Origin of the sequence: Austwickia chelonae (assembly GCF_003391095.1) — a bacterium.
GTDB classification, from domain to species: domain Bacteria; phylum Actinomycetota; class Actinomycetes; order Actinomycetales; family Dermatophilaceae; genus Austwickia; species Austwickia chelonae_A.
Window position 1 is genome coordinate 1012456 of sequence record NZ_CP031447.1, and the last position, 24814, is coordinate 1037269.

Genomic DNA, 24814 nt, shown 5'->3' on the forward strand with positions numbered 1-24814 from the left:
CTGTAGGTGAGCGGTGCACGCTATGAAAGAACTGCCTGGTGGCGAGAGCTTAGGCGACCCGGTCGTCAGCGCTGGGTCTGGCTCTGAGATGCCGCATAGAGTGGCCAGAGCAGCCCAGCGGGTCGGTTCGGTTCTCATCACTCTGGTCCTGGTTACTGTCCTCATGGGCAGCCTTGTCATTTCGGCGAGACTTGCTCATGTTGCCTTCGGTAGGCACGAGGTGTCCGCGGCGGTAGGTCAGCAATTGGCGTGGCTGGAGGGGAAGACATCCTCCGATGCTCCTGACCGGATGCAGAAGAAACACCGTGACGGCGCTTTCCTGCAACTCGTCCTGACGGGGATAGCCGCAGCTCATGATGAGAGCAGACCTGCTGCAGTACGTCTGCCGCTGCTGCGGGCTTACCTGTACCGGGTAGAACAGGAAGAGATCAAGCAGCGTTATGCCGCAGCGACGCTTCCGGAAAATGGAGCCTTCTACCAGGGGTGGACCTTGCTCCTGGCTACTCAGGTAGCGAGATTGTCTGGCGAGGAGCGCGACGCCAAGTCGGTTCGAGACAAAGCAGCTCCGCTGGTGAACGCCTTGACCACGTCGCACTCCGGCCTGTTGGCCTCCTACCCCAATGTCTATCGTCCTGTGGACAGCGTCGTGGTCGCCGGAGCCCTGAGAAGGGCGGACGAGACCGTCGGGGTGATTGGCGTGACGGAGGCCTTGGCTACCTGGGTTCCCCGGTTGGAGCCGTTACGGGACCCTTCGACCAAGCTGTTGCCTCATATGACCGATGCCACTGGGCGGATCATCGAGGGGCCTCGCGCGACCTCGCAGGCGATCATCCAGGTTTTCTGGCCGTCTATCGACCCTGCTACATCGAGCCGTGACTGGGTGGCTTTCGAGAACACCTTCCTGTGCCCTCGGCTGGGCTTGGTCGCAGTGTGCGAATTCCCTGGTGGATGGTGGGGAGTCAGCGATGCAGATTCTGGGCCGTTGATCGTGGGAGTGTCTCCTCTCGCGACAGTGATGACGATGGCAGCTGCCCGCGCGCACGGCAATGAGGAACTCGCGGTCCAAATTTCTCGGGAGACAAAACTCTTTGAAGTGCTCTTCTCCGAGAAGGGAGAGAAGAAGCATTACAACTCCGACTCCTGGCCGCTCAGCGATGCGGTCATCGCTGCTAGTCGGGCCGTTCCGGTCTCTAGGGAGCTTCCGGGGGTCGACGACCGCGATCCGGTGGCCTGGAAAGCCTGGGTGCTCTGCACGCTCATCCCTGGTGTGGTGGCGGCAGGGGCGTTGGCCTGGCGAGTGATGGGGCGCCGTCGGCGGTTGTCCGGGCCCTTGGAACATGACGCTGCACCTCCTGACGCGCCTTCGTACAAACGCTCGTTGTAGGTGCCAGGGGATTGGTAGGCCGAACACAGGAGTTTCCCAGGGTCAGCGAATACTGTTTCAGCTGTGGGAGACAGGGGTAAGGCCCCGGCTGCGGGTGAGGTGGCCGGGGCCACTCTCATGTCTGGGGAAGTAATGAGGGGACGAGCTCATCCCCTCCTGTTTTTCGGTGACGAGATGTCTGGGGATCTGCGTTCACTTCTTGACTGCAATATTCGAGACAACGATCATGTCGGCATGGCAGACAGCCTTCTCGATTCCGCCGACACTGCACCGGGCGCTGGTTCGCAGAGCGCTTTACGGTCCGCGAACACTCGGCGTGTGCTGGCCTGTCTGACCGAGAACGGTCCGATGACCCAGGCGACCTTGAGTAGGTCGACAGGGCTGTCTCCAGCGACGATCTCGAACATGGTGGCCAGACTCCGTACTGAGGGAGTGGTCACCACCTCTCCGACCACGTCGTCGGGTCGGCGTGCCGTTCTGGTCGAGTTGGGTGGCGTTCCCCAACGTCGGGTGGCTGCAGGTATCGATATTGGACGTCGACATCTACGTATCGTGCTCTGCACGCTCAACCGTGAAGTCGTGGCTGAGGAAGCTGTCGGGCTCCCCGAAGATCATTTTGCGGAGGACAGCATCGGCCTGGCTGATCAGCTGCTGACTAAGCTGCTCGAACGCTCAGATCTCGACCGATCGCAGGTCATCGGATGTGGAGTAGGTATACCTGGACCGATCGATGCGGATTCAGGTCGGGTCGCTCACGGCGTGATCCTCCCGACCTGGGTGGGTTTCCGTCCGATCGAGCGACTTCGTGAAGCCCTGAAGACTTCAGTTTATCTGGACAATGATGCAAACCTGGGGAGCTTGGCCGAGATCACGTGGGGACCTTACATCGATACAGGGCATCTGTTGTACGTCAAAGTGGGTACGGGGATCGGCGCAGGACTCGTGCTTTCCGGCCAGGTGTATCGCGGATCCATGGGGATCACTGGCGAGATCGGTCATATTCCGGTCGCCGAGCATGGATTGGTCTGCCGATGCGGGAACCGGGGCTGCCTGGAGACCGTGGCCTCCACCTCAGTCATGGTCGACGCGCTCGTCCGTGCTGGGGTACTCGAAGCAGGTTCTGGCACGGCTCGCCTGGTGGACATGGTGCGAGACGGCGACCCCGCGGCAGGCCGGGTCGCTGAGGACGCCGGCATGGCCCTGGGACAAGTCTTAGGGATGATGGTCAATGTGTTGAATCCGGCGGCGGTCGTGATCGGAGGTCCCCTCGTCGGATTAGAAATGGATTTGCTCGGTCCGGTTCAGCGAGGAATCCGCCGCTTCGCTTCGCCGACGGTGGCTGCTCGTACCGAGATCGCGCTCTCCTCATTGGGGGAGCGGGCCGAAGTCTTGGGGGCGTGCTCGTTGGTCTTCCAGCAGGCCCCTGAGAGCGCATGGTTGGCCTCTTCGGTGGGTTGATGCCCTCCTTGTGAGGCGTCCCCCTGCGCGGGATCGTAACTTTCTCATATTTCAGACACCTGTTGTCGACAAGGAGTCAGAGCGGACCTGGATGCTAACTGGAGGTTCGCGACAGGCCAGTCGACTTCTCTCCCCGGCTTTTCCGCGGATCGGCTAAAAGCTTTCCGAAGAGCTCTCAAAGGTGGACCCTGGAGACGTGACTCCAGCCTTCGGGATCGTTATGCGTTCATGACTTGACCGCAACGGTCTGGCCAGGGTTCACTTCTTCAACGGGCAGGGTCGCTCGGCGTCTCCCGCCCGGAAAACCCGGAGGGAGTACGACGAGGTATGACGGGCGAAAGCGCGCACGAGAACATTCTCGAGATGCGGCAGATCACCAAGCGCTTCCCAGGTGTGAAAGCCCTGGACGAAGTGTCGCTGATCGTGCGCCGCGGTGAGGTCCACGCCATCTGTGGCGAAAACGGTGCTGGAAAATCGACTCTGATGAAAGTGCTCTCCGGCGTCTACCCTTACGGGAGTTACGAAGGGCAGATCCTTCTCGACGGTCAGGAAGTCCGCTTCAAGGACATCAAGGCCTCCGAGGCGGCAGGCATCGTCATCATTCATCAGGAACTTGCCCTTATCCCAGAGCTCTCCATCACCGAGAATCTCTTCCTGGGAAATGAGGTTGCGTCGTACGGTGCAATCGATTGGCGCGCTGCGAACCTCAGGGCGCAAGCACTTATGGATCGGGTCGGCCTTCATGAAGACCCTGATATGAAGATCAAAGATTTAGGTGTGGGTAAGCAACAGCTGGTCGAGATCGCTAAAGCCCTGGCGAAAGATGTCCGGTTGCTCATTCTCGACGAGCCGACGGCGGCGTTGAACGAAACAGACTCGGAGCACCTGCTCGAGCTGATCTCGGATCTGAGATCCAAAGGGATCACTGCGATCATGATCAGCCACAAACTCAACGAGATCGAAGAGATATCGAACTCGATCACCATCATCCGAGATGGGCAGAGCATCGAGACTCTGGATGTTGATGCAGGCGGAGTCAACGAGGATCGCATCATCCGTGGAATGGTGGGCCGGGCGCTGGAGAGTCGTTTCCCGGAGCGCGCCCCGGAGATTGGTGAAGTCTTCTTCGAAGTGCGCGACTGGACCGTCCGGCATCCGGTGGTCTCGGAACGTCTCGTGTGCAAGCACTCCGACTTCACCGTTCGAAGGGGCGAAATCGTAGGTTTTGCCGGGTTGATGGGTTCAGGGCGGACCGAACTGGTGATGAGCCTGTTCGGGCGATCCTACGGGATTTGGCTTGGGGGGCAGGTCTACAAGGAAGGCCGCCCGATCGAGATGAAGAATGTCAGCCAGGCCATCAAGCAGGGCGTTGCTTATGTGAGCGAAGATCGTAAGAATTTGGGCTTAAATCTTCTCGATGACATCAAAAAATCAACGGTAGCGGCGAAACTTCGCAAGATCGCTCCGGTCAATGTCGTCGATTCCTTTGCAGAGCGAGGAGCGGCTGAGGAGTTTCGTAAAGATCTCCGAATTAAGGCTCCCACCGTCGACGAAGGGGTGGACAAGCTTTCTGGGGGTAATCAGCAGAAAGTGGTTCTCGGAAAATGGATGTTCACCGACCCTGATCTCTTGATCCTCGATGAGCCGACCCGAGGTATCGATGTCGGTGCTAAATACGAGATCTATACGATCATCAACAAACTGGCTCAGGAGGGAAAAGGGATCATCGTGGTCTCCTCTGAACTTCCTGAACTTCTCGGTCTTTGTGACCGGATATACACCATCTTCGAAGGGTCGATCACGGCCTGTATGCCTGCAGCCGAGGCAGATCAGGAACGTCTGATGAAACACATGACCCAGGCCGTGAAGGCGTGAGGAGAAAGACGACAATGGAATTGATCAGGAAGGTCGTGGGTGGAGACCTACGGCAATTCGGAATGATCTTCGCGCTGGCTGTGATCCTGGTGTTCTTCCAATTCAGGACCGGCGGGCTGATGCTGACTCCGGACAACCTCATATCGGTGGTCAGTCAGTACTCGTATATCCTCATTCTGGCCATAGGGATGGTCATGGTTATCATCGCTGGCCATATTGACCTTTCCGTGGGGTCGGTGGCGGCTTTTGTCGGTATCATTGTGGCCAAGCTCATGCAGAATGGAATGCCTTCTTGGGCGGCCTTCCTCATCGGCCTGCTGATTGGTGCAGCGGTCGGAGCCTGGCAAGGCTACTGGGTTGCCTACTGGGGTGTTCCTGCGTTCATCGTGACTCTCGCTGGGATGATGATCTTCCGCGGTGCCAACCAGTGGGTTGGCAACAGCCAGTCGGTCGCTGTTCCGGAGGACTTCCAGTACATCGGTGCGGGTTTCCTACCTGAACTGCACACCGGACTGCCCTACAACGAACCGACATTGATTATTGGTCTCCTGGCCACCGCCTATGTCATCTGGCACGAACTCCATGACCGACGTATCCGGGTCAAGATGAACGCGACCGTGGCGCCGATGAGCGTCACCGTACTTCGGATCGCGCTGCTGTCCGCCGTACTCGTCTCCGCGACCTTGCTCTTCGCCTCCGGCCGACCAGGAACCTCCTTCCCCGTCTCCGGTCTGGTGCTCGTTGCGCTCGTCCTGCTCTATTCCTTCATCACCGGACGTACGGTCTTCGGCCGCCATGTTTACGCCGTCGGCGGGAACCTGCGGGCAGCGACCTTGGCTGGGGTGAAGACGCAGCGGACGAACTTCTTCGTCATGATGAACATGTCGGTCCTTGCAGCGCTGGCCGGAATGATCTTCGTCGCCCGATCCACCGCATCCGGTCCCCAAGACGGGAACAGTTGGGAGCTTGACGCGATCGCGGCGGTCTTCATCGGGGGAGCCGCAGTCAGCGGAGGTGTCGGAACTGTCATTGGTTCCATCGTCGGTGGCCTCGTCATGGCTTTCCTGAACACCGGCCTCGCGCTCGAGGGAGTCGGATCAGACCGGGTTCAGATCATCAAAGGGCTGGTCTTGCTCCTCGCAGTTGCCATCGATGTCTGGAACAAGAAACAAGGCAAGCCCAGCATCATTGGACATTTCATGAAATCCCGCAACGACAACGGTGTCCCACGGGTACGACCCACCACCGAAGCCGACGCGACTCAGCCCTGAACAGGGCCTTTTCCTCCACACTCACCACGAGAAAAGAGAAGTCATGCGTTCCATCGCGATCAAGGCCACAGCTGTGAGCGCCGTCGCACTACTGGCCCTGACTGCTTGCGGCAACTCCAGCCGGGAGACCGGGGCGTCCGCTGGTAGCGGTACCGCCAAGGGTTTCCCCGCCGATGCCATGGTGGGCGTCGCTCTGCCGGACAAGACCAGCGAGAACTGGGTCCTCGCGGGAAAGCTCTTCGAGGATGGGCTGAAAGAGGCAGGGTTCAAGGCTGACGTGCAATATGCAGCTGCCACCAATACCGTCGCTGACCAGCAGAACCAGATCCAGGCCATGGTGACCCGTGGCGCGAAGGTCATCTTTGTCGGCGCTAAAGACGGCAGCCAGCTCGGCACCCAGGCCAAAGCAGCCAAGGACGCAGGAGCGATCGTCGTGGCTTACGACCGCTTGCTGAAGGAGACGCCCAACGTCGACTACTACCTGGCTTACGACAACCGCAAGGTCGGGCAACTCCAAGGCAAAGCCTTGCTGGAGGGCATGAAGTCGAAGAAGGCGGACGGTCCCTACACCATCGAGCTCTTCGCGGGTTCTCCTGACGACGCCAACAGCCAGGTCTTCTTCGATGGCGCTATGGACATCCTGAAGCCGGAGATCGAAAAGGGCTCAGTCGTCATCGGCTCCGGCCAGAAGGACTTCAAGCAGGCCACTACTGAAGGATGGAAGGCCGAGAACGCCCAACGTCGAATGGACACCATTCTGACCAGCACCTATGCGGCTGGTAAGACCCTCGACGGTGTGCTTTCCCCGAATGACACCCTGGCACGGGCCGTCATCACCTCGGCCCGTTCCGCTGGAAAGCCGATCCCGATCGTGACCGGGCAGGACTCCGAGGTCGCCTCGGTCCAGTCGATCATGAAGGGCGAGCAGTACTCCACGATCAACAAGGACACCCGTAACCTCGTCAAGGCAGCCATCGACATGGCCAAGGCCCTGCAGAAGGGACAGAAGCCAGCGATCAATAACGAGAAGGACTACGACAACAAGTCCAAGATCGTGCCGGCTCAGTTGCTCGACCCGCACATCGTGACGAAGGCCAATGCCGCTGAGGAATACGCCAACGACCCCAACCTGGCTTCGTTGACGAAGTAGTACGGCGGTCTGTCGCGCATCCGGCAGATATGTCAGCGTCCTCACAGGCCACACGCCAGCGGTGCCCGTCGGAGATTCCGGTGGGCACCGCTGGCGTGTTGGCAGATCCATCGTGATCGAGAAGCCGCGGAGGGCATTCCTCCAGAGAGCCCCGCCTGGCTGTTCATCGACGCGATCCGGGCGGACGCACACGAGAGCCCACCGATTCGTTAGCCTTGGCAGGTGTTCAACAGCCTGTCAGATCGCCTCGCCGCGACCTTCAAGAACCTGCGCAGCAAGGGCCGTGTCACCGAGCGCGACCTGAATGCGACCATCCGCGACATCCGGGTCGCCCTTCTGGACGCCGACGTCGCGCTGCCTGTCGTACGGCAGTTCACTGGGCAGGTGCGTGAACGTGCGCTCGGCAGTGAAGTGCACGAAGCGCTCAATCCGGGCCAGCAGGTCGTCAAGATCGTGCATGAGGAACTGGTCTCCGTCCTGGGTGGACAGACGCGGAACTTGAACCTGGCGAAGAGCCCGCCGACCGTGATCATGTTGGTGGGTCTGCAAGGAGCAGGAAAGACCACGCTGGCTGGAAAACTTGGATACTGGTTGAAAGCTCAGGGGCACACCCCGCTGCTGGTCGCCGCCGACCTGCAGCGGCCCAATGCGGTGACCCAGCTCCAGGTCGTCGGCGAACGAGCGGGAGCGCCGGTCTACGCCCCGGAGAAGGGCAATGTCGCGGGTAATGACGCCGCCATCGAGACCGGCTCGGGAACCCGCGGCTTCGGGAACCCGGTGCAGGTAGCTCGCGATGGTGTCGAACAGGCCCGGCGTGATCAGCACGATGTTGTCATCGTGGACACCGCAGGCCGACTGGCCATCGACGAAGAGCTGATGGCTCAAGCATCCGACATCAAGGACGCGGTTCAGCCTGACGAGATCCTCTTCGTCATCGACGCCATGATCGGTCAGGCTGCGGTCGACACCGCTACGGCCTTCCTGGACACCCTCGACTTCACCGGTGTGGTGCTCTCCAAGCTGGACGGTGACGCCCGCGGTGGCGCTGCGCTGTCCGTTGCCGGAGTCACCGGGCGGCCCATCATGTTCGCTTCCGTCGGTGAACAGACCAAGGACTTCGAGGTCTTCCACCCCGATCGGATGGCCAGCCGCATCCTCGACATGGGCGATGTGCTGACCCTGATCGAACAGGCGCAGCGGGCCTTCGACCAGCGCCAGCAGGACGAGATGGCGAGGAAGTTCCTCACCGACGAGGACTTCACCTTCGACGACTTCCTGCAGCAGATGTCGGCGATCAAGAAGATGGGTTCGCTGAAGCAGCTTCTGGGCATGATGCCAGGAATGAACCAGATGCGGGACCAGCTCAACGCTCTCGATGAGCGTGAGTTCGACCGGGTCGAGGCCATGGTGCGCTCCATGACCCCCTTCGAGCGCACTCACCCCAAACAGATCAACGGTTCACGCAGGGCTCGTATCGCCAGGGGCTCAGGGGTGTCGGTGACCGAGGTCAACCAGCTGCTGGAACGTTTCGGTGAAGCACAGAAGATGATGCGTCAGCTCCGTCGCGGGGGTGGCATCCCTGGGATGCCGGGTATTCCTGGTCTCGGTGGAGGGTCTGCCCGGAAGAAGCAACCCAAGAAGAAGGGTAAATCCGGGAATCCGGCGAAGCGGGCAGCGCAGGAGAAAGCTATGGTCGAACGCGAGGCACAGGCCCGGGAGGCTGCCTTGCAGAATGCTTTCGGCGGACCGGGAGCGCTTCCCGAAGATGTCGCGGACCAGGGGAAAGCCCTCGGGATTGCCCCGGCACAAGGAGCATCCTCCCAGAGCAGCGGGCCAGCAGGTCTTGATCCGGCATCTCTGCCCAAGGGATTCGACAAGTTCCTCAAAGGTTGATCGGCGGCCGGTGTCCTCCCGAACGGTCCTCGGGAGGACACCGGAGCTTGCTTCAGAAGGGTTGGCTCCCGCTCGTAGTCGTTCTGCTCAATTCGAGCGATCAGTAGGGAGTTCCACGCTTAGCTGCCTGGGAGCCGCGATAAGTTCGAGCCTATGAGCGCTCCTGTGCTGCACGTCTCCGGCCAGATCCATGTCAGTGCCGACGAAGTCCGCGACGACATCTGGGTCGTGGACGGCTGCATCAGTTACACGCCGCCGAATTCAGCAGCCGATGTCGAGACCGTTCATGGGCACGTCTATCCCGGTATGGTCGATGCTCATTGCCATATCGGCCTGGAGAAACATGGCGCAGTTGATCCGCATCGTGCTGAAGCACATGCGCTGGCCGAACGTGACGCCGGTGTCCTCCTCATCCGCGATGCAGGGTCGCCGGCAGACACCCGATGGCTCCAGAAACGTGAAGACCTTCCCCGAATCATCCGTGCTGGACGCCACATCGCTCGGACTCGACGGTACATCCCGAATTTCGCCCATGAGATCGAACCCGACCTGCTTGTCGACTATGTGCGGCAGGAGGCACGAGCTGGTGACGGATGGGTCAAATTGGTCGGCGACTGGATCGACCGTGAACGTGGTGACCTGGGTATCTGTTGGCCGGTCGAGGTGCTCACCCAAGCTGTTACCGCCGCGCACGAAGAAGGTGCGCGAGTCACTGCGCACTGTTTCGGCGAACAATCTCTCGTGGACTTCGCTGCGGCAGGAGTCGACTGCATCGAACATGCCACAGGATTGGTGCCCGAGACGATAGACACATTCGCTACGCAGAAGATCGCGATCGTGCCGACCCTCGTGAACATCCTCAACTTCCCAGATTTCGCAGCTGCAGGAAGACCCCGGTTCCCGAGCTATGCGGCACATATGCTCGATCTCCACCGTCGCCGCTATGAGACCATCAGCGCCGCCCACGAGGCGGGGGTGTCGATCTACTGCGGTACCGATGCCGGCGGGCAGATTCCCCACGGGCTGCTGGCCCATGAAGTTCTCGAACTGTCTCGGACCAGGATGGGAGTTGAGGGAGCTTTGGCAGCTGCGACCTGGGAAGCCAGGCAATGGCTCGGTCGACCTGGGCTCGAAGAAGGCGCTGAAGCTGATTTCCTCGTCTTCCTCGACGATCCGCGAACGGACTTGCGCATTCTGGGCCGACCACATCGGACCGTGCTGCGCGGTCGGCTCGTCCGGTGATTCCTCCGATGGGACGAGGTCTTCACGAGAACGCACCCAGGAACGGAGCTTCGCAACCAGCGACCGAGGAGAACATGGTCGGCCGCGCCATGAGCGCACAAGGCGAGCGGGTCCATGTAGCCACCGTGACCGCAGCGGATGTCGCGCCCTATCGGGTAGCGGTCGAAGGCTCTCGGAGCAGGCTGTCCCGGTGGAATCCTGTCGACCCACACGACCTGTCACGGCACCTGAGGTGGCAGTCCGGTGCGCACCGGACCTTTATCGTCCACGCTTCGGCACCGGAAGGCGATCACGACATCGTCGGCCGGATCAATGTGACCAATGTGGTGCGAGGCCGTGCTCTCGCTGCAGCGATGGGCTACGACGCCTACGATCCCTACGCGGGTCGAGGGTTGTTTGCCGAAGGCCTGCGGCTCGTGGTCGATCTGGCTTTCGCGCCGGAACCGACCGGTATGGGCCTGCACCGTCTGGAAGCCTCGGTGCAACCGGGAAATGTGCGCTCGGCAGGTCTACTCCGCTCGTTGGGGTTCCGATTACGAGGGGAATGGCCGGAGTATCTGTGGCTGCCGGACGAGTCCGGACGCCACGCCTGGCGGGACCACCTGACTTACGGTGTCCTCTCGTCGGAATGGCCTGCTCATCCCTATGCGGCTACGAGGCGACAGACGGTGATCGTGGTACTTCCCGCAGGTGCGCTTGACCAGGCGAGAGGGAAAGCCGTCGGCGTTCAGCTGGGTGGAGAGCTCGGGGCTGTGGTCCTTGCTGCACAACAGTTGGAAGCGCTCGGGCCGGAGTCGGCTGCTCACTCGCTGCAGACAGCCGGCGCTGTCGTCCTGGAGGATTGCGCTGCGGCCCGACGGATATCGAATTCTCTGTCCGGAGGACGTTCGCCGCTCGTGCTCTCCGATGTGGAGTGGGCTGATCTCATGGGCGGGAGAGAGCCAGCGGGGACAGCCTCGGTCGCGTTACGTGCGAAGGCATGGTCGGTGGGCTCTTCCCTGCCGCACCCTTGACCGGGAGAGACCAGGAGCGCGATGCCTCGGCGGCGCTGGTCCTATCCGGGATTCATTCCGATCGTTCCATCTTTCCGGTAAGCCGATGCACCTGGTCGCTCAACGCGGCCGACATGGGGGTTAACCCCTGGGGTCCACCGATCCGGGAGGTGATCCCCTGGATCTGTCGGTCGATCTCATCGATGGCTGATCCAATGGCCGCGATGGCAGCTGCTGCTTCTCCTGCAGCTTCTTGTGCTGCTCGCACCTGTGCGTTGATTCCGTCAGAGGACTGAGTGGTTTCGTTCGCGAGGTTCTTCACCTCACCGGCCACCACGGCGAAACCTCTCCCGGATTCGCCGGCGCGGGCCGCTTCGATGGTGGCATTCAAGGCCAGTAGCCGAGTCTGAGATGCCACGGCGGCGATGAGGCGTACAGCAGTTTCGATCTCGGCGCTTGCTCGTTCGAGTTCTTCCACCGTGGACCTGGCCTGTTCTGCTGACCCGACGGCCTGGCTGGTGGTCTTAGATAGTGCCCCTGCTGCTTCGCCGAGCTCGCGCGCAGCCCCGCTCAGACGTCCAGAGATGGCAGCGACTTCTTCGGCCACCTCGGTACGTTCGTGGTCGCGTAGCGTCAGTTGGGTGTCATGGGCGAGCATGGCCGCTCGCGCCGCATTGATGGCTTTGGCTCCGTCTCTGAATTGCCCGGGCATACCCCGTAGTAGCACTACCCGGTAGAAACGTCCTTCAGCGGAAGCTCTCAGACAGGCTTGGGTTTCTCGGGTGTAGGCCTCTAAGAGATCGAGAGCCGCGTTGACATGGTGTGCGAGTCGGGTAGCAGGCTCGGGTGCATGTAAGAGGATGACCCTGGCATCGAGGTCTCCTTGGACGGTGCGGGCCATGACCTGGTCGATATGTTCTATTGCTTCGACGAGGGAGCTCTCCTCTTTTGTCAGATGGATCGACTCCGTGTGTCTCATCATGCAGCCCTGCGGTGTGCCGGGGTCGTGCGATGGATGAGATCCCATACGTATTCGTCGTAGGTGATGCCCCGATCGGCCAAGATCCCGGTGACCAGGTTCAGCCCGGCCGATGCTGCATCTCGACGGTGGGAGTGCCTGGCCTCTTCGACGCGCATGAGTCCGTAGAGTGCTTCGACCTCGGCGATGGCAGCACGTTCGGGAGAACGACGACTGGAGTGGTATCCGATGGTGTCTCCCGCTTGGTTGCAGGTCGGGGTCACGTGCGTGAGCACCCAGTAATATCCGCCTTCTCGCGTTTGGTTCTTCACGTAGGCGAAGATTTCCTGTCCGCGGGAAATGGTGTCCCAGAGCAGCTTGAACACTCCTCCCGGGCAGTCGGGATGGCGCACGATGTTGTGCGGAGCGCCGATCAATTCCTCTTCGCGGTACCCGCTGACTCGGGTGAAGACATCGTTCGCGTACGTGATGACACCCTTCAGGTCGGTTTTGCTGACGATGAGTTCGTCTTCACCGAAGGTGACTTCATGGGTACGCGGGGTAGAAGCAGATGCAGCAGATGGCACGGTTCTTCTCCGGAGGGTACGGCGGGGTGACGAGTGGATTCCGTGTTGTGCAAGTCGACTCGGGGAGCTCAGATGTGAGCGTTCGGTGTCGGTCGGTAGCTAAGGCGCGGTGGCTCCGCGCCGCTGGAGGTCTGCAGATCTGGCAGAATGGCATACGTACCCGTCTGCCCGAGCCAGACTCGCGCGGGCTGGACGCCTACACACCGAGTAACGGCACCCCGGCCTTATTCCATCGCCGGTCTCGCCGTGCTCATTCACAGAACAAGGAGAGACCACACTCGTGGCCGTCAAAATTCGTTTGAAGCGCATGGGCAAGATCCGTGCACCGTTCTACCGCGTCGTCGTGATGGACTCCCGCACCAAGCGGGACGGTCGTGCGATCGAGGAGATCGGCAAGTACCACCCCACCGCCGAGCCGTCGGTCATCGAGATCAGCTCCGAGCGTGTGCAGTACTGGCTGGGAGTGGGCGCCCAGCCCACCGAGCAGGTCCAGGCTCTGCTGAAGATCACCGGTGACTGGCAGAAGTTCAAGGGCGAGGAAGGTGCCGAGGGCACCCTCAAGCCTCAGCCGGTCAAGCCCTCCAAGAAGGACCTCTACGAGGCAGCTATGGCTGCAGCGGGCAAGGCCGACGAGGAGTACGAGAAGAAGGGCCCCACCACGGCCAAGAAAAAGGCCGCCAAGGCGGAGAAGTCCGAGGAGACCGCTGCTGAGGCTCCCACCGAGGAAGCTGCGGCAGAGGCCGACGAGAAGAGCGAGGCCTGATCGTGCTCGAGGAAGCCCTCGAGCATCTCGTCAAAGGCATCGTCGAGCACGACGAGGACGTCGCTGTCAGGCATCGTGAGCTGCGGCGTGGCGAGGTCCTCGAGGTGCGTGTGCACCCTGACGACCTGGGTCGTGTCATCGGACGCTCCGGTCGCACCGCCAGCGCACTGCGCACGGTGATGACCGCGCTGGCCGGAGGACGCCCTGTCCGGGTGGACATCGTCGACACCGACCGGATGCGCTGAGTATCCCGGTCAACTGTCTCTGCCTCAGGGGCACGATGCCGTAGGTGTCGTGCCCCTGAGGTCTGCCCGCCTGTCCAAAGTGATATCGAGGCTGGCGCCTGCTTAGCAGGTGGGCAGTCCCCTGAACTGGCACGAGGAGTGAATCGTGGACACCGTGGTGGCCCGGATCGGCAAAGCCCATGGCCTTCGTGGGGAGGTCACCGTTCAGATCCATACCGACGACCCGGAGAACAGGCTCACACCCGGTGAGGTCTTCACCATCGAAGGGCTCGCCGACATCGCCGAACTGACCTTGGCCACGGTCAGGGTGCACAACGGCACCTGGCTGTTGGGTTTCGAAGGACACTCTGACCGTAACGCTGCCGAAACTCTACGTGGCGGACGTCTCGTTCTCCCTGCCGGTGAGGACGACGGCGAAGGTTGGTACGAGAATGAACTCATCGGCCTGAACGTGTTCTCCGCCTCTGGCGAACAGATCGGCCAGGTCGCCGGATTGGAACTGGGCGCGGCCCAGGACCGGCTGGCTGTCCGACTGGATGACGGTCGCACCGGCTCTGTTCCCCTGGTGGAAGCCCTGATCCCGGTCATTGATCTGGAACAGAAGCGTGTGGTGGTCGACGCACCGGACGGCCTGTTCGATCTGAATGGCTGAGGCAGGCAAAGCATGCGTATCGACGTCGCCACCATCTTTCCTGACTACCTGAGCCCGCTGAAGCTCTCCCTCATCGGCAAGGCCCAGGTCGAGGGGCTGCTCGACATTCGAGTCCACGACCTTCGGGATCACACCCATGATCGTCATCGGACGGTCGACGACAGCCCGTACGGCGGTGGCGCCGGCATGGTGATGAAACCCGAGCCTTGGGGTGAACTGCTCGACAGCGTGCTCGACACTCTTGGGTCGGACTGTCCCGAAGATGGACCGGTGCTCGTTGTCCCTGGGCCAGGAGGTCGACCGCTGACCCAGGCCATGGCCTATGAGCTGGCCCGTGAACCATGGTTGATGTTCGCTTGCGGTCGCTATGAAGGCATCGACGAGCGGGTCTACTCGTACGCTCAAGAGTGCCTTGGCGAAGACCGAGTACGCCTTGTGTCCCTGGGCGACTACGTGCTCAACGGAGGGGAGGTGGCCACGCTCGCGGTCATCGAAGCGGTGGCACGCCTGCTGCCTGGTGTGATCGGTAACGAGGAGTCATTGACCGAGGAGTCACACACCGGGGGACTGCTCGAATATCCGGTCTACACCAAGCCTGCGAGCTGGCGTGGGCGTGAGGTTCCGCAGATCCTCCTGTCCGGGGATCACGGAAAGATAGCTCGCTGGAGACACGAAGAGCGTCTGAGTCGCACAGCGCAGCGCCGCCCAGATCTGTTGCCGAGTGCCGCCGTGCTGTGCGGGGAGCACGATCTCTCTCTGTCTTTGGCAACCCCAGGGGACGCCGGAGAACTCTTTACTCTGACCAGGTCTTGCTGGGTGACCGAGGCACAGCTCAACGGAGATCTGTCGATCCCGCCACTCACTGAGAGCCTGGAGGAGATCCGGAACTCGCTGCTTTCTGAAGCTGGCTGGCAGACCTGGATCCTGCGTGACCCAGCCTCTGGTCGTCTCGTGGCATCCGTGAGGGGGCGGCTCGTACGTGGGTCACGTGATGCGGAGAACGAGGCTCGGACCTGGGAGGTGGGTCGGCTGATGGTGGCGCCCGACCTGACTGGCCGTGGCTTGGGGCGAGCACTGCTCTCCTTCTGCCTGGAGAAAGCGGACGCGCGTGCTACTCGCGCCTGGTTGATGACCGGGCGGTCGAGCGAACGTAACCAGCGGATATACAAGAAGGCCGGGTTCCGTGTCTGTCGTGGGGAACCTCAGGTGCCAGGAACCTTGGAGATGGAATGTCGGCTGGTGTGATCGAGCACTGCCACGTACGGTCGTTTTCCAAACGTTGACGTAGGGAATCCGCCGGCACGTGGATTTCTGGGCGAGCCGTCCGCTCTGGCACAATGGTGAGTCGCGTCTGGAATCATGCTCGGCCCCTACCACGGGGGGATGTGTAGCCTTCACCGTCAGGTGTGGCACATGCGGCCTTGGCCAGCGCACTCATCGACGATTGATCCGGCCTGACCCGTGGCACGACCGAGAAAGTGAACGCGCCATGCACAAGCTCGACGCCGTCGACGCAGTCAGCCTCCGTGACGACATTCCCGCTTTCCGTGCGGGGGACACCGTCAAGGTCCACGTGCGAGTCATTGAAGGTACGCGCAGCCGTGTCCAGGTCTTCCAGGGCGTCGTCATCCGTCGTCACGGTGGTGGCATCGGGGAGACCTACACCGTTCGCAAGGTGAGCTTCGGTGTTGGTGTTGAACGTACCTTCCCGGTGCACACCCCTGTTGTGGAGAAGATCGAGGTTGTCACCCGCGGTGACGTCCGTCGCGCCAAGCTCTACTACCTGCGGAACCTGCGCGGCAAGGCTGCCAAGATCCGTGAGAAGCGCGACAACACAGCCCGCTGAGCGGCGGCGATCTTCCTTTTGTGCGTGAAGACGAGCAGGCAGCTCGGCCGCGAAAGCGCTGGGGTGCTGTGAGCAACGACACACAGACGACGACCACCCGTGCAGGACGGTGCGACACGCTTGCGTGGCGGCCTCCGTTCTGGCTCGTGGTGGTCGTCGTCTTTCTGCTGACCCTGTTGATGCGGGTTTATGTCCTGGGGGTCTACGGAATCCCCTCTTCTTCGATGGAGTCGACCCTGAACCCCGGGGACCGCGTCATCGTCAGTAAATGGTCTGGCGGAAGCGGGATCAAACGAGGCGACATCGTGGTTTTCGATGGTGAGTCGACTTTCGGCCCGGTGCCTGGCGCTGAATCCGGTCCAGTGGAGAAGCTACTGGGCAAACTCGAAGGACACGAACCGCGGAGCGTTTACGTCAAACGAGTGATCGGTGTTGGCGGGGATCGGATTGTCTGCTGTGATGCCGGAGGCAAACTCACGGTCAATGGCAAAGCGATCAATGAGCCCTACGTTTATGCGGGCAACCCTCCGAGCGAACAGAAGTTTGATATCACCGTCCCACCAGGACGTTTGTGGCTCATGGGAGACCATCGATCACAGTCGGCTGATTCGAGGGCGCACCTGGGGTCTCCCGGCGGGGGTACTGTCGCCGTGGACGACGTGATTGGTCCCGTCATGTTCCGATACTGGCCGCTGAACCGGATCGGAGCGGTCGGTTCCTAGCGTCGAAGGCTGTCGAGGCCGGCCGGGCAGAGTTCTACCTGTCCGGCACTCGGCACCGGTCACGCTATGACAGGAGAGACATGCGCGAGCAAGCGGGTGGTGCATCGGACAGCGGGGACGAAAAAGGTGAAGAAGTTCCACGCACCATCGCAGGGCGCGTGTGGGCTTTTTTCCGGGAGATCGTCATCGTGGTCGTCCTCGCAGTGGTCATCTCCTCGTTGATCAAGACCTTCGTGGTCCAGCCTTTCTGGATTCCCTCCGATTCCATGAACGACACTCTCATCCGGGACGATCGTGTCGTGGTCAGTAAACTGGCACCGGGGCCTTTCTCCTTGGCCAGAGGAGATGTCGTGGTTTTCGAGGACCCGGGACAATGGCTGACCGGGGTACCGACCTTGCCACGAAAAGAAGGTCCTTCTCAAAAGGTGAAGGATGCTCTGGCCTGGGTAGGGGTTTTACCCAGCCAGGAGGACAACCATCTGATCAAGCGGGTGGTGGGCCTTCCCGGGGACCGGGTGAAGTGTTGTTCAGCCAACGGAAAACTTGAGATCAACGGGGTCGAGATCGACGAGCCCTACCTTTTTCCCGGTGACAAAGCCAGCGAGATTCCCTTCGATATCACGGTCCCTGAGGGCAAGATCTGGGTCTTGGGAGATCATCGTTCGAATTCACGAGACAGCCGTTACAACGACATCGAACCGGGTAGCTCAGGCGTGCCAGGGCTACCCCGGACGACGCCATCCGGCAACCAGTCGAAGAACCACACAGGCTTGTACGGCAGTGTTCCTATGGACAAAGTGGTCGGGCGTGCCTTTGCCGTGGTGTGGCCATTAGGCAGGGTCACCGGGCTAGGCGCGGATTCGCAGACCTTTGCCAAGGTGCCGGAACCGAAGGAGAAGAAGTAACGATGTCAGATCCTGCAGGAGCGGGAACGTCTGAGATGGCATCGGCAGCCAGGATCCGGAACCGTAGGAAACCCGCAGCATCAGGAAAAACGCCAAGCCTGCGGCTGGAACGTGCACTGCAGCGTCAGGGTTATCGGATCATCGCCGGTATGGACGAGGTCGGCCGGGGCGCATTGGCCGGCCCTGTGTCTGTCGGAGTGGTCTGTGTTGGTGCATCGGTACGCTCGGCGCCTTCCGGTGTCCGAGATTCAAAACTGCTCACCGCCACTGCCCGAGAGTCCATGATCGAGCCGATCAAGCGATGGGCTGACGGGTGGGGAGTGGGGCATGCCTTCCCTGACGAGATCGACGCCCTGGGGATCATCGGTGCACTTCGGCTGGCTGGTTCACGGGCTCTCGACTCCTGTGGACTTCGACCTGATCTGGTCATTCTCGACGGGAAACATGATTGGCTCACCGATCCGTCCGCGACAGGGCTCCTTGGGCTGATTGAGGGGGCAGCGCTCTGCCCTCCTGTGCAAACACGGATTAAAGCTGACCTGACCTGTTCTTCGGTGGCCGCTGCGAGTGTGCTCGCCAAGGTGGAACGCGACGAGATGATGGCTGTCGGGGCCGAAAAGCACCCCGGTTATCGCTGGGAGATCAACAAGGGATACGGATCCGCTGCGCATCTGGAGGCGCTGCGCACCAAAGGTCCGTCCGAATGGCACCGAAGATCATGGAACCTCGGCGTCCCCACTGGGTCTCCGCCTGTTACCAGGGAATTCGACTCTGTCTCCACGAGACACGACCGCGCCGGGGAGGCGATGGCCGAACTGCGGTCCGGTATGCGACATGATGGGACCGTGGAGGTGGCAGTTGATGGGCGCTGAGGATCTCGAAAAGTACGAGACCGAGATGGAGCTTCAGCTCTATCGTGAATACCGCGACGTCGTCGGGCTTTTCAGTCATGTAGTGGAGACCGAGCGACGGTTCTACCTGTGCAATTCGGTCGATGTGAAGGTGCGTAGCGAGGGTGGAGAGGTCTTCTTCGACGTTCAGATGTCCGACGCATGGGTGTGGGATGTTTACCGCCCAGCACGTTTCGTCAAAAACGTCCGGGTGGTGACCTTCAAGGACATCAACATCGAAGAACTGGCCAAACCAGATCTCGAAGTTCCGGAGAGCGACACCTTCGGCCGTTAAAGAGCCGTTCTCCTGGGACGCCAGGCCAGAACGATCCACAACCCCGACTGTCGAGCTTCTTTCTCCACAGCTGATCGTCGACGGCTGACAACGGTCCACGCCAGGGCATCAGCCTGGACCTATGACGAGCGTGCGCAGCGAGGAATACACCCAAAGAAATTCCCCGGGGTCATTTCCAGAAGCTAACAGGACCGGGAACCAGGGAACGGTCGATCGACGACGAGTGGCGTTGGGTGCCTATGGCGAGAGACTGGCGGCACGATACCTGCAGGACAAAGGCCTGAATATTCTCGGGCGTAATTGGCGGTGCGCCGACGGAGAGATCGACATCATCGCTCAGGACGGCCACGATCTGGTGATCTGTGAGGTGAAAACTCGGCGGACCCTCTCCTACGGGGTGCCTGCGGAAGCCGTGACCTGGAAAAAAGTCGCTCGATTGAAAAAACTCGCAGGATGGTGGCTCCTCGCACATCCGGAGGAGAGCAATAGGACCGCAGGCCTACGGATCGATGTGATCGGAGTTCTCGTGCCGCGTAGCGGCCGCCCGGTCATTGACCATCTCGTCGGTATCGCCTCATGACGCTGGGCCGCACCCGAGGTACTGTGCTCGATGGCCTTGAAGGAGCCCTGGTTCAGGCTGAAGCTGATGTCGGCAATGGACTTCCCACTTTCTTGATCGTGGGGCTGCCCGATGCCGCTTGTCGGCAGGCCACCGATCGGATCAGGGCAGCAGCAGCTAACTCGGGTCTCGATCTGCCGACTCGTAAGATTGTGGTGAACCTGTCGCCGGCTTCCTTGCCGAAGAGCGGATCTGGCCTTGACCTGGCCATTGCGGTAGCGGCGCTCAGCGCAGCAGGGAAACTTCCACTCGCCCAGGTATCTGACGTTTTACACCTGGGCGAACTGGGCCTCGACGGGACCGTCCGTCCTGTGCACGGTGTTCTGCCCCTCGTGCTTGCCGCAGCACAAGCAGGGATCGACGCGGCTGTCGTTCCTGCAGCCAATGCCGCCGAAGCCAGACTGGTCCCCGGAATCACCATCTGGCCAGTACATACCCTCTCCCAGTTGGCGGCTCTGCACGATGCTCGCAGGCGGGGACACCCGATCCCAGAACATCCGGATCCTGCCGAAGCTCTCGGCGCGACAGCTGCCGTGAAGTCTCCTTTGCAAGAGAAACATCCGGACCTCGCCGATGTAATCGGCCAGGAAGACACCCGATTCGCCTTGGAAGTCGCGGCAGCAGGCGGACACCACATGTTCATGCTCGGACCGCCAGGTTCTGGCAAGACCATGCTCGCCGAACGGCTCCCTTCCATCCTTCCGCTGCTGGCCCAGGACCAGGCGTTGGAGAGCACCGCGATCCATTCCGTTCTGGGGACACTTCCTTCCGGGGTGCTCGTACGGCACGCACCCTTCGTCGCTCCTCACCATGGTGCCTCGATGTCCGCGATGATCGGTGGAGGGAGCGGAGCCGTACGGCCAGGTCTGATTTCCCAAGCGCATCACGGAGTGCTCTTCCTCGACGAAGCACCGGAGTTCCGTCCCCATGTTCTTCAATCCCTCCGGCAACCCTTGGAATCAGGCACCGTCGTCGTGGCTCGTTCCCGATCCTCGGTGCGCTATCCGGCCCGTTTCCAGCTCGTTCTCGCGGCGAATCCTTGCCCCTGTGGGCGCGGACATGGCAAGGGACGCGACTGCACGTGTACTCCGCGGGCACGTCGTGACTACTTGGGACGCTTGGCAGGTCCGCTGCTAGACAGGGTGGACCTTCAGGTGCAGGTGCCCGCTGTCAGCATCGCGATGCTCGGCAACGCCCGGGGAGAGGACAGCGCCACCGTTGCCGAAAGAGTCTCCGCGGCGAGGAAGATTCAACGAGCACGCTACGGAGGACAGCCCTGGTCACTCAATGCTCAAGTTCCAGGGTGCGAGCTCAGGCATGGGCCACACGCTGTTCCCCCGACAGCTCGCACCGACCTCGACCGGGCGCTTGAACGAGGCCAACTCACCCTGCGCGGATACGACCGGGTGCTTCGACTTTCGCAGACCGTTCGAGATCTGGCCGGTGGGGGCACCCCGAACCGCGCCGACATCGGTATCGCATTGACGCTACGCGCCCAGGCAGGAGCCCACGGATGAACGACACAGCACTGCCTCTGAACTTCTCCAAGAATTTCCCCTCGTGCTCTTCCGACGAAGGACCGGACCCAAGCTCCTGGCCTGCTTGGCCGAGCTCTTGGGGTCGTAGACCTGATGACGACCGGGAAGCACGCGCAGCCTGGGCGAGAATCGCCGAACCTGGTGACGCCAAAGCACACCGGCTGATCTCCAGATACGGCGCGCTCGCTGCATTACGGAGATTGCCGACGCTTCCTGAAGGGAGTGAGGACGGCCGTTTCTCAGCGAGGCTGGCCACACTTGACATCGACGAGGACCTAGCGCTCCTCAGGAGGATCGGCGGACGCCTGATCGTCCCGGACGACCCTGAATGGCCACAAGGCCTGAACGATCTCGAACGACCGCCTCATGCCTTGTGGGTCCGAGGACCTCTACGGCTCGGACAGACATGCCGACGCAGCGTGGCTGTCGTCGGAGCCCGTGCCTCCACGCCCTACGGGGAAGCACAGGCCGCAGAGATATCTGCAGGCTTGGCCGAACGTGGCTTCACCATTGTCAGCGGAGCTGCTTGCGGTATTGATGCTGCCGCCCACCGAGGCACTCTCGCCGTAGGAGGCACGACCGTTGCCGTTCTGGCCGGTGGTGTGGATCGACCCTATCCAGCAGTGCATGCCGGGCTGATCGCCGAGATTGCGAGTTCAGGTGCTGTCATCAGCGAGACAGCACCGGGAGCTGCGCCGATGAGACAGCGCTTCCTGCTACGTAACAGGATCATCGCTGCCATGGCGTCGGGAACGCTGGTCGTGGAAGCTGGCCTGCGTTCAGGATCACGGAACACCGCGGGAACAGCTTCCGGGCTGCACCGGCCGGTGATGGCCGTTCCCGGCCCCGTGACCTCGATGTCTTCGGCCGGCTGTCATGAGATGGTGCGGGCGGGAATGGCGACCTTGGTGACCGATGCGGCGGAGGTGGCCGAGGAAGTGGGCGAGATCGGAGTGGATCTTGCTCCGGTGCGGAAGGGGCCGGAGCGCCCGGGAGATGACCTGGACGAGTTGTCACGCCGGGTCCTCGACGCACTCTCGCCCCGACATGGTCTGGGGCTCACGGAGTTGAGCGCGATCAGCGGACTTTCACCGAGTGAAACGCGTTCGGGCTTGGGCCAGCTCTCCTTGACTGGGCTGGCTGCACAGGACGCATGGGGGTGGCGGCGTACTCGATGACTGTGGGCTGCCCGTGTCGGTCTGCGACATTCCTTGGCAGGATGGCGGATGCGTGGTTCTGCGGTCACTTGTCGAACGGCTCTCGGCGAGGGAACTTGCTTGGGAGCCGGTCTGTCAGGAATTTTGAGAGTTGTGACGACAGATGCCTGGGAGCACCCGATCGAGGAATACCGCAGATATCTGCGCCATGCACGCAACGCCTCACCACATACCGTACGGGCCTATCTGGGTGACCTCCGTCATTTGGCGGATTACGGCCGTGGGCATGGGCTGACCGGTCCGGAGCAGTTCCAACTGGTCGATCTGAGGTCCTGGCTGGCGGACCAGGCAGGCTCCGGAGCCGCCCGTGGAACTCTCGCGCGGCGTGCCGCTGCGGCGAGAGCTTTCTTCAACTGGGCTGCCAAACAAGAACTGATCCCCGGCGACCCCTCTGAGCGGCTCGCGTCGCCTCCCCGACGGCAGGTTCTCCCCAGCGTACTCAAGGTCCAGGAAGCCACCGACGTCATGGACGTGGCAGAGGTGGTCGCCGATGACGAGGACCCTGTCCATATCCGGGACCGAGCGATGCTGGAGCTCCTGTACGCGTCAGGTATCCGGGTGGGAGAGCTCGTCCTGCTCGACGTGGACGACATCGATACAGAACAGTGCGTCGCCAGGGTCATCGGCAAGGGCAACCGGGAGCGCATCGTGCCTTTCGGGATCCCCGCCGCACGCGCTCTACGTCTGTGGGCGGACCAGGGGAGAGACCTTCTGGTCAACGCCGCGTCGGGTCCGGCACTCTTCCTCGGACGCCGAGGGCGACGGGTCAACCCTCGAGAGGTACGCCGGGTAGTGCACGAGATGATCGCGCATGTGCCGGAGGCCCCCGACTTGAGCCCGCACGGGTTACGGCACAGCGCAGCGACCCATCTCTTGGAGGGAGGTGCTGATCTGCGTACCGTCCAGGAGCTGTTGGGACACGCCAGCCTCGGTACGACGCAGATCTACACCCATGTCTCCGCCGAACGGTTGAGGAGTTCGTATGAACAAGCGCATCCGCGAGCTTGAGAAACCGGTCGAGACGGACACGGAACCGGCAGTCAGGCAGTTTACTGCGGCTCAGGGATTGTCTTGGGCGGCTGGGGCGCTCGCCTTGATCGCCATGATTGGGCCAGCATTTTCTTCTGGAGATCTACTAGGATCTGAGCGACCGCGAAATCCTGCTGTCATGTCATCATCAGCTGCTCATCCGGCCTCGGTGCCGACCACAGGGAGTGGATGGGTGCGCGCATTGACCGTGCCGGGAGCGGACAGCGACCGTGTTGGGCGCAGGGTGAGTTATTCGGTGGAGGTCGAAGACGGGTCAGCTGTCGACGTCGACGAGTTCAGCACACTGGTTCGTAGGGTGCTGACCGATCCCCGGGGATGGGAACCTCAGGATCGAGTGCACTTCGTGAGCTTGAGCCCTGACCAAGTGCAGTCCGGGGAACGTCCACAGGTGCGGATCACCTTGGCCAGTCCGACCACGGTGGATCGGATGTGTGCGCCTCTGCGGACCGAAGGCGAGGTCAGCTGCCGGAATGGCGACCGGGTTGCGTTGAATGCCCTGAGGTGGGTTCGTGGAGCACAGAGCTATCCGGACGATCTACTTCATTACCGCATCTATCTGATCAACCATGAGGTCGGTCATGCGTTGGGGCACGGCCACGAGCCCTGTTCCTCTCCGGGATCTCCTGCACCAGTGATGTTGCAGCAGACTTTGGGGCTGGACGGATGCACCCGTTACCCCTGGCCGGTGACAGGTCAGGAACCTTGAGGAATCGGCCTTGTCGATCTCGGTCATTCCGATCGGGATCAGGTCTCAACTACTGGTCGGTCTGAGCACGATGGGAGCCAACCGGATCATCCGGAGCGGGTCGAGATAAGCCTTGTCTCGGCGTAGCCCCCAGTGCAGACAGGTCTGTGGAGCACAGTGTGAGGCGTCGACGTCGATCTGTCCGATGACTTGCCCGGCGACAACTGCCGTGCCTGGAGAGAGTGATGAGGAGACCGGTTCATAAGTGGAGCGAAGACCGCCGGGATGATCGATCGACACGACCGGCCGTCCTGCGACGATTCCTCGGAAAGCCACAGTTCCTGGAGCAGGCGCCAGCACTGAGCTTCCCCTGGCGGTGAGTAGATCGACACCTCGGTGTCCGGCGAGCCAGGGCTGGGGCGGCGCATCGAACGGCCGGGCGACCAACGGTTCAGGAGATAGCGGCCACAGCCATCGCCCGCGAGGCCTGATCGCGGGCTTCGACGTCGTCCGGTGACCGCTGGGGGATAGCTGATCTGGACCCTGTGTCAGGAAAGACACGGAGCTAGGCCGAGCG

25 protein-coding genes are annotated in these 24814 nt (G+C 61.6%); 22 read left to right on the forward strand and 3 right to left on the reverse strand.

Annotated elements, in window-relative coordinates; genetic code table 11:
- Window positions 1–22 precede the first annotated feature (22 nt).
- The 8 genes from DX923_RS04450 to DX923_RS04485 all read left to right on the forward strand — a co-directional run bounded on the left by DX923_RS04450 (window position 23) and on the right by DX923_RS04485 (window position 11286).
- On the forward strand, window positions 23–1384 hold the full coding sequence (locus tag DX923_RS04450; protein WP_162872777.1) for a hypothetical protein: 1362 nt from the start codon (window positions 23–25) through the stop codon (window positions 1382–1384).
- A gap of 234 nt (window positions 1385–1618) precedes the next feature.
- Complete coding sequence (locus DX923_RS04455; RefSeq protein ID WP_116112982.1) at window positions 1619–2842, forward strand: ROK family transcriptional regulator; 1224 nt, start codon at window positions 1619–1621, stop codon at window positions 2840–2842.
- A 327-nt stretch (window positions 2843–3169) separates the two neighbouring features.
- Window positions 3170–4717: a multiple monosaccharide ABC transporter ATP-binding protein gene (gene mmsA, locus DX923_RS04460; RefSeq protein WP_116112984.1), complete on the forward strand. Its 1548-nt coding sequence runs from the start codon at window positions 3170–3172 to the stop codon at window positions 4715–4717.
- Between the two features lie 14 nt (window positions 4718–4731).
- The gene (mmsB, locus tag DX923_RS04465) at window positions 4732–5988 is read left to right on the forward strand and encodes a multiple monosaccharide ABC transporter permease (protein ID WP_116112986.1); all 1257 of its coding nucleotides are present in this window, start codon (window positions 4732–4734) and stop codon (window positions 5986–5988) included.
- A gap of 43 nt (window positions 5989–6031) precedes the next feature.
- Window positions 6032–7138, forward strand: a complete 1107-nt coding sequence (locus DX923_RS04470; RefSeq protein ID WP_116112988.1) for a substrate-binding domain-containing protein — start codon at window positions 6032–6034, stop codon at window positions 7136–7138.
- A 222-nt stretch (window positions 7139–7360) separates the two neighbouring features.
- Window positions 7361–9031 carry a signal recognition particle protein gene (gene ffh / locus DX923_RS04475; protein ID WP_116112989.1) on the forward strand — a complete coding sequence of 557 codons (1671 nt, stop codon included), beginning with the start codon at window positions 7361–7363 and terminating at the stop codon, window positions 9029–9031.
- 153 nt (window positions 9032–9184) lie between these two features.
- Window positions 9185–10273, forward strand: a complete 1089-nt coding sequence (locus DX923_RS04480) for an amidohydrolase family protein (protein WP_116112991.1) — start codon at window positions 9185–9187, stop codon at window positions 10271–10273.
- 74 nt (window positions 10274–10347) lie between these two features.
- The gene (locus tag DX923_RS04485) at window positions 10348–11286 is read left to right on the forward strand and encodes a GNAT family N-acetyltransferase (protein ID WP_116112992.1); all 939 of its coding nucleotides are present in this window, start codon (window positions 10348–10350) and stop codon (window positions 11284–11286) included.
- Window positions 11287–11338: 52 nt separating this feature from the next.
- Here the strand turns inward: DX923_RS04485 and DX923_RS16910 are convergent, their stop codons facing one another.
- Both DX923_RS16910 and DX923_RS04495 read right to left on the reverse strand, forming a co-directional pair.
- Window positions 11339–12292 carry a methyl-accepting chemotaxis protein gene (locus DX923_RS16910; protein WP_116112994.1) on the reverse strand — a complete coding sequence of 318 codons (954 nt, stop codon included), beginning with the start codon at window positions 12290–12292 and terminating at the stop codon, window positions 11339–11341.
- Window positions 12244–12810 carry a PAS domain-containing protein gene (locus tag DX923_RS04495; RefSeq protein WP_116112995.1) on the reverse strand — a complete coding sequence of 189 codons (567 nt, stop codon included), beginning with the start codon at window positions 12808–12810 and terminating at the stop codon, window positions 12244–12246. Before DX923_RS04495 ends, DX923_RS16910 begins: the two co-directional genes overlap by 49 nt.
- Before the next feature lie 280 nt (window positions 12811–13090).
- Here DX923_RS04495 and rpsP point away from each other — a divergent pair, with 280 nt between their 5' ends.
- The 14 genes from rpsP to DX923_RS04565 all read left to right on the forward strand — a co-directional run bounded on the left by rpsP (window position 13091) and on the right by DX923_RS04565 (window position 24258).
- Window positions 13091–13573 carry a 30S ribosomal protein S16 gene (gene rpsP, locus DX923_RS04500; RefSeq protein WP_116112997.1) on the forward strand — a complete coding sequence of 161 codons (483 nt, stop codon included), beginning with the start codon at window positions 13091–13093 and terminating at the stop codon, window positions 13571–13573.
- 2 nt (window positions 13574–13575) lie between these two features.
- Window positions 13576–13818 carry an RNA-binding protein gene (locus tag DX923_RS04505; RefSeq protein ID WP_116112999.1) on the forward strand — a complete coding sequence of 81 codons (243 nt, stop codon included), beginning with the start codon at window positions 13576–13578 and terminating at the stop codon, window positions 13816–13818.
- 145 nt (window positions 13819–13963) lie between these two features.
- Entirely contained in the window at window positions 13964–14470 is a 507-nt protein-coding gene (rimM, locus tag DX923_RS04510; protein ID WP_116113000.1) for a ribosome maturation factor RimM, read from the forward strand.
- A 12-nt stretch (window positions 14471–14482) separates the two neighbouring features.
- On the forward strand, window positions 14483–15715 hold the full coding sequence (gene trmD / locus DX923_RS04515; RefSeq protein ID WP_116113002.1) for a tRNA (guanosine(37)-N1)-methyltransferase TrmD: 1233 nt from the start codon (window positions 14483–14485) through the stop codon (window positions 15713–15715).
- Window positions 15716–15959: 244 nt separating this feature from the next.
- A complete protein-coding gene (gene rplS / locus DX923_RS04520; RefSeq protein WP_116113004.1) occupies window positions 15960–16316 on the forward strand; it encodes a 50S ribosomal protein L19 in 357 nt (118 codons plus the stop codon).
- 68 nt (window positions 16317–16384) lie between these two features.
- Entirely contained in the window at window positions 16385–17038 is a 654-nt protein-coding gene (gene lepB, locus DX923_RS04525) for a signal peptidase I (protein ID WP_275895842.1), read from the forward strand.
- Window positions 17039–17118: 80 nt separating this feature from the next.
- Window positions 17119–17943, forward strand: a complete 825-nt coding sequence (gene lepB, locus DX923_RS04530) for a signal peptidase I (RefSeq protein WP_116113007.1) — start codon at window positions 17119–17121, stop codon at window positions 17941–17943.
- A 2-nt stretch (window positions 17944–17945) separates the two neighbouring features.
- Entirely contained in the window at window positions 17946–18815 is an 870-nt protein-coding gene (locus DX923_RS04535; RefSeq protein WP_430732291.1) for a ribonuclease HII, read from the forward strand.
- On the forward strand, window positions 18805–19128 hold the full coding sequence (locus tag DX923_RS04540) for a DUF2469 domain-containing protein (protein ID WP_116113009.1): 324 nt from the start codon (window positions 18805–18807) through the stop codon (window positions 19126–19128). The genes DX923_RS04535 and DX923_RS04540 overlap by 11 nt, the downstream gene beginning before the upstream one ends.
- 223 nt (window positions 19129–19351) lie before the next feature.
- Entirely contained in the window at window positions 19352–19708 is a 357-nt protein-coding gene (locus tag DX923_RS04545) for a YraN family protein (RefSeq protein ID WP_275895843.1), read from the forward strand.
- Complete coding sequence (locus tag DX923_RS04550) at window positions 19705–21264, forward strand: YifB family Mg chelatase-like AAA ATPase (RefSeq protein WP_116113012.1); 1560 nt, start codon at window positions 19705–19707, stop codon at window positions 21262–21264. Before DX923_RS04545 ends, DX923_RS04550 begins: the two co-directional genes overlap by 4 nt.
- Window positions 21261–22463: a DNA-processing protein DprA gene (gene dprA / locus DX923_RS04555; RefSeq protein ID WP_116113014.1), complete on the forward strand. Its 1203-nt coding sequence runs from the start codon at window positions 21261–21263 to the stop codon at window positions 22461–22463. The genes DX923_RS04550 and dprA overlap by 4 nt, the downstream gene beginning before the upstream one ends.
- Before the next feature lie 132 nt (window positions 22464–22595).
- Complete coding sequence (locus DX923_RS04560; protein WP_116113015.1) at window positions 22596–23510, forward strand: tyrosine recombinase XerC; 915 nt, start codon at window positions 22596–22598, stop codon at window positions 23508–23510.
- Between the two features lie 160 nt (window positions 23511–23670).
- Entirely contained in the window at window positions 23671–24258 is a 588-nt protein-coding gene (locus DX923_RS04565) for a DUF3152 domain-containing protein (RefSeq protein ID WP_240322737.1), read from the forward strand.
- Between the two features lie 45 nt (window positions 24259–24303).
- On the opposite strand, the gene DX923_RS04570 is transcribed toward DX923_RS04565, so the two are convergent.
- Window positions 24304–24684 (reverse strand): M23 family metallopeptidase, encoded by a 381-nt coding sequence (locus DX923_RS04570; protein WP_240322739.1) that lies wholly within the window; start codon window positions 24682–24684, stop codon window positions 24304–24306.
- Window positions 24685–24814: the final 130 nt, after the last annotated feature.